The organism is Streptomyces sp. NBC_00236 (assembly GCF_036195045.1).
In the GTDB taxonomy this organism is placed as follows: domain Bacteria; phylum Actinomycetota; class Actinomycetes; order Streptomycetales; family Streptomycetaceae; genus Streptomyces.
On sequence record NZ_CP108100.1, the window covers coordinates 6,837,999 to 6,853,395 of the forward strand.

The window sequence follows — 15,397 nt, forward strand, 5'->3', positions numbered from 1 at the left end:
GCGCTGGACCGTCGCACGGCCCGCTGACACCGACGCGGCAGTCCGTCCGCCGAAGCAGTGTGCTCTGCCGCTCCGGCGGTTGCCGCCCGGCGCGGACCGGGAGCCCTCGGGTCCGCCTGTCAGGAGGCGGCCGCGGCGAACAGCGACACCGCGCAGCCGTCCGGGTCCAGGACCACCGCGTACCGCTGTCCCCAAACCGCGTCCCACGGCTTCAGATGGCCGCGGTATCCGGCGCCGGTCAGCCCGGCGTAGACGGCGTCGACCTCCGCCGGGTCGTCGCAGAGGAACGCGAGCCCGAGCCGTTCGCCGCCCTTGGGTCCGGACCACTCCGGGTCGTAGGAGCGGACGACGTCCTCGGTGTCCCACAGGAGCCGTTGCCCGCCCGGGAGCGTCACTTCGACATGGGGTGCGGATTCCGCGCCGGCGGGGATGTCGAGGCCGAGCCGGCGGTAGAAGGCGAGCGAGGCGGCCAGATCCGCCGTGACGATGGAGATGGCGTCGAGTCGTGGAGTCATGCGGCGACCGTAGGCCGGGGGAGCGCCCGCGGTCTTGAACGAATCGGTCATGTCAGCCGGCCTTCCTCACACCGCGCTCTCCTCGTCGCCCAGGCAGTCCGCCGGCGAGGTGCCCGGGTCCGTCAGCGCCAGTCCCAGCGCCGCGCGTTCGGTGACCCAGCGGGTCGGGCGGTGGCGTGGGTCGCCCGTCGTGGCGTGCAGCCCTCGGTGCAGCTCCAGCATCCGGGCCGCGCCGATCCGGTCGCCCCAGGCCAGCGGGCCCACCGGATAGCCGAGACCGGTCGTCACCGCCAGATCGATGTCGCCCGGCGTCGCCAGCGCGCGTTCCGCGATCGACGCCGAGACCGACACGATCGACGCGAGCAGCCGCTGCGCGACCGAGCCCGCCGTGTCCCGGACCACCGACACCGCGAACGGCTCGTCGCCGTCCGAGGCCCGCGCCAGCACCGCGCGGGCGTCCCGTGCCGCCGCGGCCTCCACGGCCGGAGTCACGGCCAGCACCCGGCGGCGCCCGGCCGGCGGCAGCGGGTCCACACCGAAGGTGCGCGCCGCGGGCAGCCCGTGCGCGGCCACGGCCGAGGCGACCGTGGTGCCCCAGACGGGAACCAGCACCAGCGCCCCGGCAGGCACTTCGGTGCCGGTCACCACCGTGGCGCCCGCCGCCGACAGCGCCTCCCGGAGGGCCGTGGCGGGCGCTGCGTCGCTGTTCCCGGCGACGACGTGCACCGGCCGGTCCGGGTCGCCGGTGACCGGAGCCTCCGGTGCGGGCGCGGCGGCCTCGGGGCCGTACGGGAACCAGCCGCGTCCCGTCTTGCGCCCGTGCAGCCCGGCCGCCACCCGGTTCGGGGTCAGGTACGAGGGCCGGAGCCGGTCCTCGTGGCGGAACCCGTCCCAGATCGAGTCGATGACCGCGGCGGTCACATCGAGTCCGGTCAGGTCCATCAGCTCGAACGGGCCCATGCGCAGGCCCAGTACGTCCCGCGCGATTCGGTCGATGCCGGCCGGGTCGGCGACCGTCTCCTCCAGCAGCGCGAGCGCCTCCGTCACCAGCCCGCGCCCGGCGTGGTTGACGAGGAAACCGGGGGTGTCGGCGACCGTGACGGCGCGGTGCCCGCAGCTCTCCACGAGCGCGGTCAGCAGCGGCGGGATCTCGGGCCGCGTCGCGGCCCCGGGCACGACCTCGACGATCCGCATCAGCGGGACCGGGTTGAAGAAGTGCAGTCCGGCCAGACGTGTCGGGTCCTTCAGCGCCGCGGCGATCCGGGTCACGGAGAGCGAGGACGTGTTGGTCGCGAACACGGCGGACTCGGGCAGCACCTGCTCCAGCCTGCCGAAGACCTCCGTCTTGGTGGCCAGGTCCTCCCGTACGGCCTCGACGACCAGTTCCACATCCGGGCCCACGGCCCACGGGTCGCCCAGCGGGACCAGCCGGCCCAGGGCGCCGGCCGCGTCCTCGGCGGACATCCGGCCCTTCTGCACGGCCCGCTCCAGCATGGACCGTACGAAACCGGCCGCTTCCGCCACCGCCTCCGCCCGCACGTCGCACAGCTCCACGGTGTGTCCGGCGACGGCCGCCCACTGGGCGATGCCGCGGCCCATGGCTCCGGCTCCGACGATCCTGATACGCATGGTGGTCATGTCCTCTCGATGGGGCGGGTGGCGGACGGTCGACTGCGGATCAGCGCAGGTACACGCGGTCCGGGTCGACATCCTCGCGCAGCAGCCGCAACTCCGCCCGGGTCGGGGGCGGTACCTCGTCGACCGTGTCGGCGACCCGCAGCTCCCAGCCCGTCGCGGCCCGCACCTGCTCCACGGTGACCCCGGGCTGGACGGCGACCAGCCGCAGCTCCTCACCCACGCCCCCGCGGGCCATGATGCCCAGTTCGGTGATGACCCGGGTCACGCCGGCGCCCAGGGGGCGGATGCCCTCGGCGAGCGCGCGGTCGGGCCCCGGAGTGGTGCAGAAGTCGAGCTCCGCCGGGAAGGAGCGCGGATGGTGACGGCGCATCACCACGAAGACCTCCCGGGCGTTTGCCATCACCTCGACACCGCCGCCCGAGCCGGGCAGCCGGACCGACGGGCTGTCCCAGTCGCCGATCACCGAGGTGTTGAGGTTGCCCCAGCGGTCGATCTGCGCGGCGCCGAGGAAGCCGACGTCGATATGGCCGCCCTGCAGCACACAGCCGAAGAGCATCGGCATCGAGATCACCGCCTCCGCCCCCGTGATCAGGACCGCGTCGGCGATGGTCTCCGGCAGCCGCGCGGGATGGGCGCCGCAGACCCCGGACTCGTACACCACCTCGATGTCCGGGGCGACCGTCAGATGAGCCAGTTCGGTGGCCAGCGTCGGCAGTCCGATTCCGGCGAACACGGTGCGGCGCGCGGCCAGTTCGCGGGCGGCGACGACGGAGAGCAGTTCGGACGAGGTGACCGGGTCCGGTGCGGCGAGGGGCATGGCCCGTTCCTTCTCGTGTTCCGTGGCGGCGGTACCTCCGAACGCGCTCACAGCCTGCGCCCGTAGTCGACCGGCTCGCTGAGTGCCTCGCCGACCGCGAGCCCCGCCCAGAACTCCTCGCCGAGCCGGTCGACGTACTCCGCATGGTCGGCGGTGCCGCGCACCCACTCGTCCAGCCAGTCCTGGAGCCGCTGCGGGTCCTTGCTGATGTGCGACCAGGCCCGGTAGAAGGCGTTGTCCCGGTCGTAGTAGCCCTGTGCGAACGAGGGATGCGCCCCGCGCGGGCAGTGGACCACCGCGTCGACGGCGTGCGCGGGGACGAGCGTGCGGTTGGGGTCCGAGCGGATCACGTCGTCGTCGACGATCTCCTCCACGACGACGACCGCCTTGTCCGCCGCGTACACCGCCTCGGCCTGGACGCCCGTCAGCCCCCATATCTGGGTGTTGCCCCGGCGGTCGGCGCGCTGGGCGTGGATGATCGTCACATCCGGGTTGACGGGCGGTACGACGTAGATCTGCTCTGGTTCGCCGTCCGGCCCGGGGTACGGCGAAGTGACCTTGCGCAGATCGCTGTTGACGGACGGGAGATCGCTGCCGCCGTAGGAGCGCAGCGGGTAGAACGGCAGCCGCTGCGAGCCCGCGAGATAGCGGCAGATCATTCCGTAGTGGCTGTACTCCTCGAAGGCGAGGGGCGCCGGGTCCGCGCGCTCCACCCGCCGACGGAGCTCACCGAGCGATCCTGCCGAGGAGTTGCCCACGAACGAGGAGACCAGCCGGGTCACGCAGCCCGCTGCGATCATCTGGTCCACGACGATGTCCGCGGTCATCCGTACGACGGTGAGGTCGCGGCGGCCCTGACGGATGATCTCGTGACCCGCGGCGGTCGGGATGAGATGGGTGAAGCCTTCGAGGCAGACGGTGGAGCCGTCATGGACGAAGGCGGCGATCGCCGCCTTCATCGACATCGACTTGTCTGTCCGGTCCGTGGGGGCCACGGTGCTCCTCTGCGTGTGCGGGCGCGCGCGTCGTCCCACGGTGCCAGCGGTCATTGATCGCTGTCCAATACCGAATTATGCTCGGATCAAGACGACTGGGTAATCAATGGGTGCCGAGGGAGGTACCGGCGTGGAGCTGCGCCATCTGTTCGCGTTCGTCGCCGTGGCCGAGGAACTGCATTTCGGCCGGGCCGCCAAGCGGCTGCAGATGGCCCAGCCGCCGCTGAGCCAGCAGATCCGTCAGCTGGAGAAGGAACTGGGCGTCCAGCTCTTCGAGCGCAACACCCGCTCGGTGCGGCTGACCAGTGCGGGGGAGTCGTTCCTCCAGCCGGTGCGGACCGTGATCGAGGACCTCGACACCGCCGTACGGGCCGTGAAGGCGGCCGGCCGCGGCGAGTACGGGCGGGTCAGCATCGGCTTCGCCGGAGCCTCCAGCCACGAGACGCTGCCCCGCCTGACCCGGGCGGTCCGCGCGGCCCACCCCGCGATCGAGCTCGTGATGACCGGCCAGACCTATGCCAACGTCGCGCTCGCCCGGGTTGCGGACGGCTCGCTGGACCTGGGGTTCGTACGGCTGCCGGTGACGCAGCCCGGCGTGACCTTCCGGGTGATCGACGAGGAGGAGCTGGTGTGCGCACTGCCCTCCGACCATCCGCTCGCCGCCCGCGACAGCGTTCCGCTGGAGGTGCTGGCCGGTGAGCCCTTCGTCTCGTTCCCCGCCAACACCGGCTCCACCGTGCGCGACGCGATGGTCGGGGCCTGCGAGGCCGCCGGGTTCAACCCGCGGGTGGTGCAGGAGGCCCCCGACTCGTACACGATCCTGGCACTGGTCGCCGCGGGCGTCGGGGTCACCCTCACCGTCACCTCCGTCCAGCACATCCAGCAGAGCGGCCTCGTCTACCGGCCCCTCGCCGGACCACCGATCAGGCGGCAGGCCGCACTGGCCTGGCGGGCCGACAACCCTTCCGCCGCCCTGCACGCGGTGCTCGCCGTGGCGGAGGACGCGCTGCCCACCCCGCGCCCGGCCGATTGAGACGCACGGCGTCTTGAATCAGGGGGAACTGGATATTGGACCGACTCAGTCGCGGGTGCCAGGGTCGTGTCAGACCCTGGTCCTCTTCTGCCCCGCTCCCGGACCCCGTCCCGCTCCCGGAAAGGCCCCGCTGTGCCCGACCCGATCGACGTCGTGATCTGCGAACCGCTGCGTACCCCCATCGGCCGCTTCGGCGGGGCGTTCGCCGGGCAGACGCCCGCCGCCCTCGCCGCCCGCGTCATCGCCGAGGTCGTCGCCCGCACGGGGATCGCTCCCGACCGGGTCGACGAGGTGATCCTCGGGCACGCCTACCCCTCCTCCGACGCCCCCGCCATCGGCCGGGTCGCCGCTCTGGACGCCGGGCTCCCGGAGTCCGTCACCGGCCTCCAGACCGACCGCCGCTGCGGCTCCGGCCTCCAGGCCGTCCTCGACGCGGCGATGCAGATCAGGGCCGGGTTCAGCGACGTCGTGATCGCCGGCGGCGTCGACGTGATGAGCGCCGCCCCCTACTACACGCACGACGGCCGCTGGGGCATCAAGGGCCCCGGCCTCCAGCTCCACGACTCGCTGGCGCGCGGCCGGGTCACCGCGGGCGGCGTCAACCACCCGGTGCCCGGCGGCATGATCGAGACGGCGGAGAACCTCCGCCGCGAGTACGGCATCAGCCGCGCCGACCAGGACGCCCTGGCCCTGCGCTCGCAGCAGCGCGCCGGCCGGGCCATGGCCGAGGGGCGGTACGAGGCGGAGACCGTCCCCGTCACCGTGAAGAACCGCAAGGGCGAGACGGTCGTCACCGCCGACGAACACCCCCGCCCCGACACCACCGCCGAACAGCTCGCCGGGCTCCGCCCGATCCTGGGCAAGTCCGACCCGGAGGCCACGGTCACCGCGGGCAACGCCAGCGGCCAGAACGACGCGGCGGCGGCCTGCCTGGTGACGAGCGCGGCCACCGCGGAGCGCCTCGGCCTCACCCCGCTGGTCCGGCTGGTCTCGTTCGCGCGCGCGGGCGTGCCCGCCGCCACCATGGGCATCGGCCCCGTCCCGGCCACCCGCACCGCGCTCGCCCGCGCCGGGCTCACCCTGGCCGACCTCGACCTGATCGAGCTCAACGAGGCCTTCGCCGCCCAGGTGCTGGCCTGCACCCGCGAACTGGGCCTCGGCGAGAAGGACCACGAGGAGCGGATCAACGTGAACGGCTCCGGGGTCTCCCTCGGCCATCCCGTCGGCGCCACCGGCGCCCGCATCCTCGCCACCCTCACCAGGGAACTGCACCGCCGCGAGGCCCGCTACGGCCTGGAGACCATGTGCATCGGCGGCGGCCAGGGCCTCGCCGCGGTCTTCGAGCGCATCGCGGTCTGAGACGTGCCGGGCTCGGGGCGGCCTACTCCGCCCCGGGCTCGAAGTCCTCGGTGAAGTAGCTGTCGTGCCGGATGCGGAACTGCTTGAGTTCCTCGCCCCCGCGCTGCGAGACCTCCGCGACCCGCTCGAAGTACTCCTCGCGCGGGGCGCCCGGGGAGAACAGCATGAGCATGGACAGCGGCTCGTCGGTCACGTTCTTGAAGGCGTGCAGCCCGCCGACCGGTACGTACAGGAAGTCGCCTTCGCGGCCGGTGACCCACTTCTCGCCGTCGTAGAGCTCCAGTTCGCCGGACAGGACGTAGAACGACTCCGACATCGCCTTGTGGAAGTGGGTTCTGGCGCCTGCGGACCTTGCGGCCAGGTCCACCTTGTACAGGCCGAACTCGCCGCCGGTCGATTCGTTGGTGGCGAGGTAGTGGGTGGAGCCGCCGCCGGGCGAGGAGATGTCCGGCGGAGTGCCGGCAGGCCGGAAGACCGCGTTCACTTCGCCCTTGTCGCCGAGATAGCGGGGCTCCGGGTACTCGAGGTGTTCCGGGTACGACATGATGCGCTCCTTCGGAAGGGGTCCACCCCCATGGTCGCTCCCGCTCCCGGAGGGCGACATCGGGCTCGCGGATGATCGCGGGCCGACGGGGAGCAGGGCGGGAGACCTAGGTCCCTACCAGCGCCGCGTCAGCGCTTCATCAGGGCGAACACGCCCCATCCCAGGTACTCCCGCTGGTAGCGGGCGTGCCGCGCCGGCCCCTCGGCCAGCTCGACGCGCATCGCATCGGCCAGTTCGTCGTCGGGGTTCGCGTCGAGCCAGCGGCGGATGCTGAGCCACTGGGCCGCGACGTACCGGTCCCAGCCCTGCTGGTCGGCGAGGACCATCTCCACCACGTCCCAGCCCAGCTCACCGAAGTGGCCGAGCAGTTCCGGCAGGGCGAGGAAGTCGTCCCGGGCCGTCGCGCCGCACGCCTCGACGGTCTTCAGGTCCGGCGGCTCCCGGCGCCAGTACGGCTCACCGATCAGCAGCAGGCCGCCCGGCCGCACCGAGCGCTCCCGACCGTGCCGGCCACGCCGCCGCCGATCCAGGTGGCGCCGACGCACGCGGCCAGGTCCACGGGTTGCGGCGCGACGTGGCCGGAGGCGTCGCCGTGCACGAAGCCGACCCGTTCCGCCACGCCCAGCTCAGCCGCGCGCTCCCCGGCGGCCAGGAAGACGGTGTTGATGTCGACCCCGGTCCCGGTCACGCCGTGATGCGTGCCCAGGTGCAGAGCAACTCGCCGCTGCCGCAGGCGAGGTCGAGGATCCGGGTTCCCGGAGCCAGGCGCAGGGCCCGGCCCAGGGTGGCCAGATTCTCCTCGGTGAACGGGTTGTGAATGCGATGGCCGCTCTCGCGGATGGTGAAGGCACGGGGAAGGTCCACGCGGGGGAAGCTAGGCCGCCCCGGCGCTCCCGTCCACCGAATTGCCTACCGGTCCACGGGGGAGGCGATCGTCGGCGGCATTACCTCGTCACCTACCGGTCCACCGGCACACGCGCGTCGCTCGCCGGCGTCGCCGTAACGTCCGCCAGGTGGTCCCGTTCCGCGTCCGGGTCCGTCAGCCGGTTCAGCCGCGCGGGTACGTCGAAGCCGACCAGCAGCACCACGATCACGGTGCCCGCGAACGTCAGCACCGCCAGTGCCCGGCCCAGGTCCATTCCGGAGGCGAGATGGGCCCCGAGCACCGGGGCGACCGCCCCGCCGAGGGCGCCCACGTTGTACGTGAAGCCGAGCGCCGCACCCCGGCTCGCGGTGGGGAAGTGTCCGCCGATGTAGCGGGGCAGCAGTCCGGAGATGCCGAAGCTCGTCGCCTGGAGCAGGAAGAGCAGGATGCCGAGCAGCATCAGGTTGTTCTGCACCGCGAAGACCGGATAGACGAAGGCCAGCGAGGCCAGCAGCGTCAGCGCGTACGCCTTCTTGGTGCCGATCCGGTCGCCGAGGAAGCCCGCGACCCAGCAGCCCACCATGGTGCCGAAGCCCGCGAAGTACAGCACGTCGGTGACCTGGTCCGTGGTGTAGCCCAGTTCCGTCTTCAGGTACGTCGGCAGCAGGGCCTGGATCGGCCAGGAGTACAGGAAAGCGAAGAACAGCGTCACGATCATCGACAGGTACAGCACCCAGCCGCGCTTCCCGCCCAGTTGCACGGCGAACGCGGCGAGCGTCAGACCGGCGATCACCGAGAGCACCGGCACCATGCCCGCTCCGCCCGGGGTGAAGACGAGGAACAGCGAGACCGTGGCGACGACGACGAGGACCGTGTTGACGGTGGCCCGCGCGCGGGTCAGGAACAGCGGCCGGAACGGATTGGGCTTCGCGTCCTTGTCCGCCACGGACTCCGTCCATTCCTCGGCCTCCGGCAGCGCGCGCCGCATCCACAGCGCGATGGCGATCGGGATGAGACCCAGATAGAACATCCAGCGCCAGCCGAGCGAGGGCACCACCCAGTCGTACACCTGGGCGGCGAGCACCGAGCCGACCGAGAAGCCGGAGATCAGGAAGCCGCTGGCCCGGTTGCGCAGCGCGGCGGGCCAGCTCTCCATGACGTACGTGGAGCTGGCGCTGTACTCACCGGCCATACCCATGCCGATGGCCAGCCGGGCGGCGAACAGACTGGTGTAGTTCCACGCGAACCCGCAGGCGAAGGTGCCCACCGAGTACAGCAGGATGCTGAGCACCATGGAGAGCTTGCGGCCGTAGCGGTCGCCGATGGCGCCGAGCACGGCGCCGCCCAGCCAGCGGGTGATGAACGCACCGGAGATCAGGCTGGCCGCCTGCACCGTGCTCAGGCCGAACTCGTCACTGATCTCGGTCAGGACGAGGGTGATCAGCACGAAGTCGAAGCCGTCGAGGACGTAGCCGATCCAGGCGGCGAAGAACGACTTCCACTGGGTGCGGCTGACCTGGCTGTACCAGGGGAGCGTGGGGGGTGTCGAGGTCTGCACGGTGACTCCAGGGTGCGGGACGGTGCCCGGTCATTTGAACAGCCGTCCCGCGTGCGGGGACAGGTCAGGGCCGGGTGATGCCTGCCACGAAGCGGGCGGTCAGAGCCGTGGGAGCGGTGATGGCGGTGCCGACGACGACGCTGTGGGCGCCGCGTGCCAGGGCCTCGGCCGCTTCCTCGGGGGTGTTGATACGGCCCTCCGCGACCACCGGGACGTCGATGGCTGCGGAGAGGGCCGCGACCAGATCGAGATCGGGGCCGGTCTGCTTCGGCATCCCGGGGACGTAGCCGGACAGGGTCGTGGAGACGAAGTCCGCCCCCAGCTCCGCAGCCGCGACCCCCTCGGCGAGGGTGGAGACGTCGGCCATCACGAGCGCGCCGGCCGCGTGGACCGCCTCGACGAGTTCGGCGAACGTCGAGCCGTCGGGGCGCGGCCGGTCGGTGGCGTCCGCGGCGACGACGGCCGCTCCTGCCTCGGCCACCGCCAGGGCGTGCCGGACGGTCGGGGTGATGAAGACCCCGGTGTCGCCGTCCTTCCACAGGCCGATGACCGGCAGGTCGACGACGGCGGTGATCGCGGCGACGACCTCCGGGTCGTTGGCCCGGATCGCTGCGCCGCCACCGGCGACGGCCGACAGCGCGAGCCGCACCAGGGTGGACGTCTCCCGCATCGGGTCGCCGGGGGGTGCCTGACAGGACACGATCAGCTTGCCCTGGAGGGTGGTGGCCAGTTCCTGCACGGTCATCGGAGAGCTCCCGGGTGGTGGAGGGGAAGGAGGGTGGTGAGGGAGGCCGCGCCGAGCACGGCCGCGTCGTGGCCGAGCAGCGGAGCCTGCGGGACGAGCCTGCGCAGCGGCCCCATCAGCTCCGTGGCGAAGGCGGCCCGCAGGGCGTCCTCGTACAGCGGGCCTATCCGCGGGACCCCGCCGCCGACGACGACCCGGTCGGGGCCGAGCGCGTTGGCGAGCCCGCCGAGGACATGGCCGGCGGCGGCCGCACCGGTGGTGATGGCCGTGACGGCGTGGGCGTCGCCCTGCGCGGCCCGTGCGGCGACGGTTTCGAGGCGGTCCACGGGGGCGCCGGTCAACCGCTCGTAGTGGGCGGCGATCCCGGGCCCGGAGGCGATGACCTCCAGGTGGCCGGTGGCGCCGCAGGTGCAGGGCAGGCCGGCGGCCTCGGGGCTGGGCACATGGCCCAGGTGCCCGGCGATGCCGGCCGACCCGTGCAGCATCCGTCCGTCGGCGGCGACGGCGCCGCCGACCCCGGTGCCGATGGCGGCGAAGAGCAGTGAGCCGTGGCCGTCCGTCTCCGCGTTCAGCGCGGCGAGTTCCGGCCCGGCGGTCGCGCGCACGTCGTTGTCGCAGGCCACCGCGTATCCCGTGCGGTTGGCGAGCCCGACGCCCAGGGGGGTGCCCGCCCAGCCGCGGATGGAGTCGGTGGCGCTGGTGACCATGCCGGTACGGGGGTCGATGACCCCGGCCGCCGCGATGCCGAGCACCGACGCGCTGCGGGCGGGGTCGACCTCGGCGGCGGCCGCGGCGAGCGCGTCGAGCACCGCCGCGGCGCCTTCCCGGGCCGGGGTGGGCCTGCTGTGCCGGGCCAGGACCGTGCCGTCCGCCGCGAGGAGCGCGGCGGCGATCTTCGTGCCGCCGAGGTCGAGGCCGACGACGGGCCCCCCGGCCGGTGCCGGCTGTGCCGAGGAGGTCATCGGACCGGCGGCAGACCGGCGTCGCGCAGCCGTCCGGAGACGAGCGCGACGGATTCGGCGGACAGCTGGATCTGCGGGAACGCGGTGTCGCCGCACTCGATGACGCCGAGCAGCTGGAGTGCCGACTTGAACGAGCCGAGCGCCGAGGAGCTGCGGCCCATGTCCGCCTCGGGGCCGACGTCCACCATGGCGAACAGCTCGATCAGCCGCTCCTGCTCCTTGGCGGCCAGCGTCCAGTCGCCGGCCCGCGCGGCCTCGTAGAGCCGTACGTATCCGGCCGGGTCCACGTTGCCGATGCCGGGGACGACACCGTCGGCGCCGGCGAGCAGGGCCGCGTCGACGGTCAGCTCGGAGCCGGTGAGGATGCTGAAGTCCGGGACCGGGCCGTTCCCGCGGCCCTCGCGGCCGCCGAGCTCGACGATGAGCCGGCGCAGCCCGCCCTCGTCGCCGCTGCTGTCCTTGAGTCCGGCGAGCGTGCCGTCCTCGGCGAGCTCGCGGATCAGTTCGGCGGACAGCTTGCTGTGCACGGCGACCGGGATGTCGTACGCGAACAGCGGGAGGTCCACCCCGGCGCGCAGCCGGCGGAAGTGCCCGGCGATCTCCTTGGCGTGGGTGCGGGTGTAGAACGGGGCGGTCGCGACCAGCGCGTCGGCGCCCAGGGCGGCGGCGGACTTGGCATGCTCGATGACCCGGGCCGTGGTGGTGTCGATGACTCCGGCGAGGACGGGGACGCGGCCGTCGGTCGCGTTGACGACGGTCTCCAGGACCGTCGCGCGCTGTTCGTCGGTGAGGTAGGCGACCTCGCTGGTGGACCCGAGCGCGAAGAGTCCGTGCACGCCCCCGCCGATGAGGTGCTCGACGAGGCGGACGAGCGACATGGTGTCGATCTCCCCGCGGGAGTCGAGCGGGGTGCAGACCGGCGGGACGACGCCGTGCAGCGGTGCGGTCAGAGACATGGTGAGGGCTCCAGCTGATCGGGACACCGATCCGCGGCCTGAGTGGCTACCCGGATCGAGACATGAGACGTAAGATGTCCTATGTCTGGCTCACCTTAAACAGATGCTCCTGGGAATGGTCAAGGGGCAACGGCACCTCAGGAGGACGTTGTGGCGCGGCCCACCATGGCTCAGGACATCGAGCGCCGGATCAAGGAACTGATTCTGGAGCGACGGCTCGCACCGGGCGACGCGCTGCCCACCGAGACCGAGCTGATGGACCTCTTCGAGGCCGGCCGGGTGTCGGTGCGTGAGGCCCTCAAGTCGCTCCAGGCGATGAACGTCGTGGAGATCCGCCGTGGCTACGGCACCTTCGTGGGTTCCCTCTCCCTCTCACCGTTCGCCGAGGGGCTCGCCTTCCGTGCGGCCGTCCGCCACCGCCAGGGCGAGCCCGGGCTCGCCGAGCTGATGAAGGTGCGCGAGGCGCTGGAGGCGGGGCTCGTCGGGGCCGTCGCGGCCGGCGTCCCGGACGAGGACATCGAGGTGCTGCGCGCCCTGGTCGCGAAGATGGAGGAGGAGTCCGCCTCGGGCCGGGTCGCGCGCTCCACCGACCGGGCCTTCCACCTCGCGCTCTACGCCTCGCTGGACAACCACCTGCTCAGTGAGGTGCTCGACGCGTTCTGGGCGGCCATGGACCGGGTCCGCGAGGACTTCGACGACGGCCACCAGGACCCGTGGGTCACGTGTACCCAGCACCGCGAGATCGTCGAAGCGGTGGCGGCGGCCGACGGCGTACGGGCCGTACGGGCGATGCGTACGCACTTCGACGGCATCCGCGACCGGCTGGAATCGACCCCGGCCCGCTGACCCGGCCCGCTGAGCCCCGGCCCGCTGACCCGGGGGTGCGCCCCGGGGCCCTCACCGCTCCGGCATCGTCCCGGTGATCGCGGTGACGGCCATCCGTACGGCCCGGGCCGTCACAGCGGCCGGGTCGTCGCCGTTCTCGATCGCCGTCGTGGCCGCGTTGACGATTCCCTGGAGGAGCAGCGCGGTGCGCCGAGGGTCCTCCTCGCCCAGCTCCGACAGCGCGTTGATCAGTGGCGTGAGCAGCTCCCGGTGGGCGCGCACCGCGCTCTCCCGCACCACCGCCGCGTCCCGTACCCCCGCCAGTGCCTGGGCGATCCGGTGCTCCCCGCCGCGCACCAGGTCCAGCTGCGACGACACGTACGCGGCGATCTTCTCCTCGGGCGTACCGGCTGCCGACATGCCGGACCGGATGGCGTCCGTCCAGCGGGGCATCGCGTCCTCGACGACCGCGGCGAGCAGCTCGGGGCGGCCCGGGAAGTACTTGTACACGCTGTTGCGGGCGAGGCCCGTGGCCCTGGCGATCGCGGTGAAGGTCACGGCATCGGCGTCGCCGCTCTCCAGGAGCTCGCGCGCCGCCCGCACCAGGGCCAGTCGCTGCTGGGCGTGGTGCTCGGCGACCGTGGCGGCTCGGATCCTGGGCACGGGGTCAGTCTAGGAGCCTCCGGTCCCGGGACCGACCCCCACTTGGGGACGGGGCGTCCCCATCATCTATGTTAGCGACACACCGTCCCTAACATCGATCCACCGAAGGGAACCGCCGTGTTCCTCGCTCTGCTGGAGCTGCGCGCCGCCCGAGGGCGCTTCCTGCTCATGGGATCCGTCGTGGTGCTCGTCGCCGCACTCGTCGGCATCGTCTCCGGCTTCACCACCGGCCTGGGTGACGACACCATCTCCGCGTTGCGCCGTCTGCCCGCCTCGCAGCTCGTCTTCTCCTCGGACGCCCGGTCCGACCAGTTCGCCCGCAGCCTCCTCGACGAGAAGACCGCCACCGCGTGGAGCGCGGACGCGGACACCGAGACGACCCCCCTGGGGGTGTCCATCACTCGCGGTACGACGAATCGTGGCGCCGAGGTCGACCTCGCCGCCTTCGGCGTCGAACCCGGCTCCTTTCTCGCCCCGTCCGTCACCGAGGGCGACGGCCTCGCCGGCGCGGCGGCGGACAGCATGGTGATGTCCGCCAAGCTCGCCGACGAGGGCGTGCACGTCGGCGACACCCTCGTCATCGACCGGCTCGGCATCGAACTGCGGGTCGTCGGAAGTACCGAGCGCTCCAGCTACGGCCATGTGCCCGTCGCCTACGTCCCGTTGAAGACCTGGCAGCGCATCCGCTTCAGCACCCCGGGCGCCCCGGCGTCCGCGACAGCCGCGATCCCCGGCCAGTTCAGCGCGCTCGCCCTGCGCACCCCGCCGGACGGGACCTCCGCCGCCACCCTCGACGCGCGGTACTCCACCACCACACTCACCAAGGAGAAGGCGTACGAGGCGGCCCCCGGATACACCGGGGAGCGCCTCACCATGAACTCGATCCAGGTCTTCCTCTACCTGATCGCCCCGCTCGTGGTCGGCGCCTTCTTCTCCGTGTGGACCGTGCAGCGACAGCCCGAACTCGCCCTGCTGCGCGCCATGGGCGCCTCCCGCCGGCGGCTCCTCACCCACACCCTCCTCCAGGCGGCCCTGGTCGTCGTCCTGGGCACCGCGGCGGGCGCCGTACTCGCCGGAGCGGTCGGGCTGCTGGTCGGTGAACAGGTGCCGTTCAGCCTGCCCGCCGCCACCCTCACCCTGACCATGTGCACCGTCGCGGCCGTGGGCCTCGCGGGCACCGCCCTGACCCTGCGCCGGGTCACCCGAGCCGACCCGCTGACCATGCTGGGAGCCAACCGATGAGCCTCGAACTGAGCGACGTCACCGTCACGTTCGGCAGCACCGACGCCCGCACGACCGTCCTCGACGGCCTGGACGTCACCTTCGAACCCGGCCGCATGACGGCTCTCGTGGGCCCGTCCGGATCCGGCAAGTCCACGCTGCTCGCCGTCGCGGGCGCACTGCTGCGGCCCACCGCCGGGCAGGTCCTGCTGGACGGCGAGGACCTTGCCGGGCTCTCCGACTCCCAGCGCGCCAAGGCCCGCAGGGAACGCATCGGCTACATGTTCCAGAGCGGCAACCTGCTCTCCGGGCTCACCGCCACCGACCAGCTGCTCGCCGCGGTGTACCTCAGCGGCGGACGCCCCCGCGCACACCGTTCCCGAGCCGAGGAGGCCCTGAACCGGGTGGGGCTGGGCCAACGGCTGCGCCACCGCCCCGAACAGCTCTCCGGCGGCGAACGCCAGCGCGTGGCCCTGGCCCGTGCGCTCTTCCTCTCACCGAAACTCCTGCTGATCGACGAACCGACGGCGGCCGTCGACCGATCCCAGGCCGGCGACCTCGCCGCGCTCCTCGCCGAGCGCACCCACCAGGACGACTGCGTCACGGTCGTGGCGACGCACGACCCGGCCGTGGCGGAGGCCGCCGACCGGGTCGTGGACATGGCCGCACTGACCGCGGACACGGCACCGGCCGCCCGCTGA

At 72.6% G+C, this 15,397-nt stretch carries 15 protein-coding genes and 1 pseudogene; 5 read left to right on the top strand and 11 right to left on the bottom strand.

The features are described 5' to 3' along the window. Positions 1-119: 119 nt before the first annotated feature. Genes OG446_RS30515 through OG446_RS30530 form a run of 4 tightly spaced genes read right to left on the bottom strand, consistent with a single transcriptional unit; the run spans position 120 to position 3,935 of the window. Entirely contained in the window at positions 120-566 is a 447-nt protein-coding gene (locus tag OG446_RS30515; RefSeq protein ID WP_328897022.1) for a VOC family protein, read from the bottom strand. A gap of 15 nt (positions 567-581) precedes the next feature. After that, entirely contained in the window at positions 582-2,144 is a 1,563-nt protein-coding gene (locus tag OG446_RS30520; protein WP_328898462.1) for a 3-hydroxyacyl-CoA dehydrogenase, read from the bottom strand. A 49-nt stretch (positions 2,145-2,193) separates the two neighbouring features. Further along, a complete protein-coding gene (locus OG446_RS30525; protein WP_328897023.1) occupies positions 2,194-2,970 on the bottom strand; it encodes a CoA-transferase subunit beta in 777 nt (258 codons plus the stop codon). A gap of 47 nt (positions 2,971-3,017) precedes the next feature. After that, positions 3,018-3,935, bottom strand: coding sequence for a CoA transferase subunit A (locus OG446_RS30530; protein WP_328898463.1), 918 nt, complete (start codon positions 3,933-3,935; stop codon positions 3,018-3,020). A 160-nt stretch (positions 3,936-4,095) separates the two neighbouring features. On the opposite strand from OG446_RS30530, the gene OG446_RS30535 reads away from it, so the two are divergent. Beyond that, the gene (locus tag OG446_RS30535) at positions 4,096-4,998 is read left to right on the top strand and encodes a LysR family transcriptional regulator (RefSeq protein WP_328897024.1); all 903 of its coding nucleotides are present in this window, start codon (positions 4,096-4,098) and stop codon (positions 4,996-4,998) included. 132 nt (positions 4,999-5,130) lie between these two features. Next, positions 5,131-6,357 (top strand): acetyl-CoA C-acetyltransferase, encoded by a 1,227-nt coding sequence (locus OG446_RS30540; RefSeq protein ID WP_328897025.1) that lies wholly within the window; start codon positions 5,131-5,133, stop codon positions 6,355-6,357. 22 nt (positions 6,358-6,379) lie between these two features. Here the strand turns inward: OG446_RS30540 and OG446_RS30545 are convergent, their stop codons facing one another. From OG446_RS30545 to OG446_RS30570, 6 genes and pseudogenes are all read right to left on the bottom strand, one after another. After that, positions 6,380-6,901: a cupin domain-containing protein gene (locus OG446_RS30545; protein WP_328897026.1), complete on the bottom strand. Its 522-nt coding sequence runs from the start codon at positions 6,899-6,901 to the stop codon at positions 6,380-6,382. 128 nt (positions 6,902-7,029) lie between these two features. Continuing rightward, positions 7,030-7,765, bottom strand: a pseudogene (locus OG446_RS30550) (SAM-dependent methyltransferase). 92 nt (positions 7,766-7,857) lie between these two features. Next, complete coding sequence (locus tag OG446_RS30555) at positions 7,858-9,324, bottom strand: sialate:H+ symport family MFS transporter (RefSeq protein ID WP_328897027.1); 1,467 nt, start codon at positions 9,322-9,324, stop codon at positions 7,858-7,860. Positions 9,325-9,388: 64 nt separating this feature from the next. Next, entirely contained in the window at positions 9,389-10,069 is a 681-nt protein-coding gene (locus tag OG446_RS30560) for an N-acetylmannosamine-6-phosphate 2-epimerase (protein WP_328897028.1), read from the bottom strand. After that, positions 10,066-11,031 (bottom strand): ROK family protein, encoded by a 966-nt coding sequence (locus OG446_RS30565; protein WP_328897029.1) that lies wholly within the window; start codon positions 11,029-11,031, stop codon positions 10,066-10,068. The genes OG446_RS30560 and OG446_RS30565 overlap by 4 nt, the downstream gene beginning before the upstream one ends. Continuing rightward, positions 11,028-11,987, bottom strand: coding sequence for a dihydrodipicolinate synthase family protein (locus tag OG446_RS30570; RefSeq protein ID WP_328897030.1), 960 nt, complete (start codon positions 11,985-11,987; stop codon positions 11,028-11,030). The genes OG446_RS30565 and OG446_RS30570 overlap by 4 nt, the downstream gene beginning before the upstream one ends. A gap of 150 nt (positions 11,988-12,137) precedes the next feature. Here OG446_RS30570 and OG446_RS30575 point away from each other — a divergent pair, with 150 nt between their 5' ends. After that, positions 12,138-12,833 (top strand): FadR/GntR family transcriptional regulator, encoded by a 696-nt coding sequence (locus OG446_RS30575; protein WP_328897031.1) that lies wholly within the window; start codon positions 12,138-12,140, stop codon positions 12,831-12,833. Positions 12,834-12,884: 51 nt separating this feature from the next. On the opposite strand, the gene OG446_RS30580 is transcribed toward OG446_RS30575, so the two are convergent. Beyond that, positions 12,885-13,475: a TetR/AcrR family transcriptional regulator gene (locus tag OG446_RS30580; protein WP_328897032.1), complete on the bottom strand. Its 591-nt coding sequence runs from the start codon at positions 13,473-13,475 to the stop codon at positions 12,885-12,887. Between the two features lie 117 nt (positions 13,476-13,592). On the opposite strand from OG446_RS30580, the gene OG446_RS30585 reads away from it, so the two are divergent. Both OG446_RS30585 and OG446_RS30590 read left to right on the top strand, forming a co-directional pair. Next, complete coding sequence (locus OG446_RS30585) at positions 13,593-14,717, top strand: ABC transporter permease (protein ID WP_328897033.1); 1,125 nt, start codon at positions 13,593-13,595, stop codon at positions 14,715-14,717. Beyond that, positions 14,714-15,397 carry an ABC transporter ATP-binding protein gene (locus tag OG446_RS30590; protein WP_328897034.1) on the top strand — a complete coding sequence of 228 codons (684 nt, stop codon included), beginning with the start codon at positions 14,714-14,716 and terminating at the stop codon, positions 15,395-15,397. The genes OG446_RS30585 and OG446_RS30590 overlap by 4 nt, the downstream gene beginning before the upstream one ends.

What these genes read in the sequence shown, in the direction of transcription:
- OG446_RS30545 (WP_328897026.1), bottom strand. Translation starts at nt 6,901, where the DNA reads ATGTCGTACCCGGAACACCTCGAGTACCCGGAGCCCCGCTATCTCGGC.
- OG446_RS30520 (WP_328898462.1), bottom strand. Translation starts at nt 2,144, where the DNA reads ATGCGTATCAGGATCGTCGGAGCCGGAGCCATGGGCCGCGGCATCGCC.
- OG446_RS30560 (WP_328897028.1), bottom strand. Translation starts at nt 10,069, where the DNA reads ATGACCGTGCAGGAACTGGCCACCACCCTCCAGGGCAAGCTGATCGTG.
- OG446_RS30590 (WP_328897034.1), top strand. Translation starts at nt 14,714, where the DNA reads ATGAGCCTCGAACTGAGCGACGTCACCGTCACGTTCGGCAGCACCGAC.
- OG446_RS30570 (WP_328897030.1), bottom strand. Translation starts at nt 11,987, where the DNA reads ATGTCTCTGACCGCACCGCTGCACGGCGTCGTCCCGCCGGTCTGCACC.
- OG446_RS30515 (WP_328897022.1), bottom strand. Translation starts at nt 566, where the DNA reads ATGACCGATTCGTTCAAGACCGCGGGCGCTCCCCCGGCCTACGGTCGC.
- OG446_RS30565 (WP_328897029.1), bottom strand. Translation starts at nt 11,031, where the DNA reads ATGACCTCCTCGGCACAGCCGGCACCGGCCGGGGGGCCCGTCGTCGGC.
- OG446_RS30525 (WP_328897023.1), bottom strand. Translation starts at nt 2,970, where the DNA reads ATGCCCCTCGCCGCACCGGACCCGGTCACCTCGTCCGAACTGCTCTCC.
- OG446_RS30530 (WP_328898463.1), bottom strand. Translation starts at nt 3,935, where the DNA reads ATGTCGATGAAGGCGGCGATCGCCGCCTTCGTCCATGACGGCTCCACC.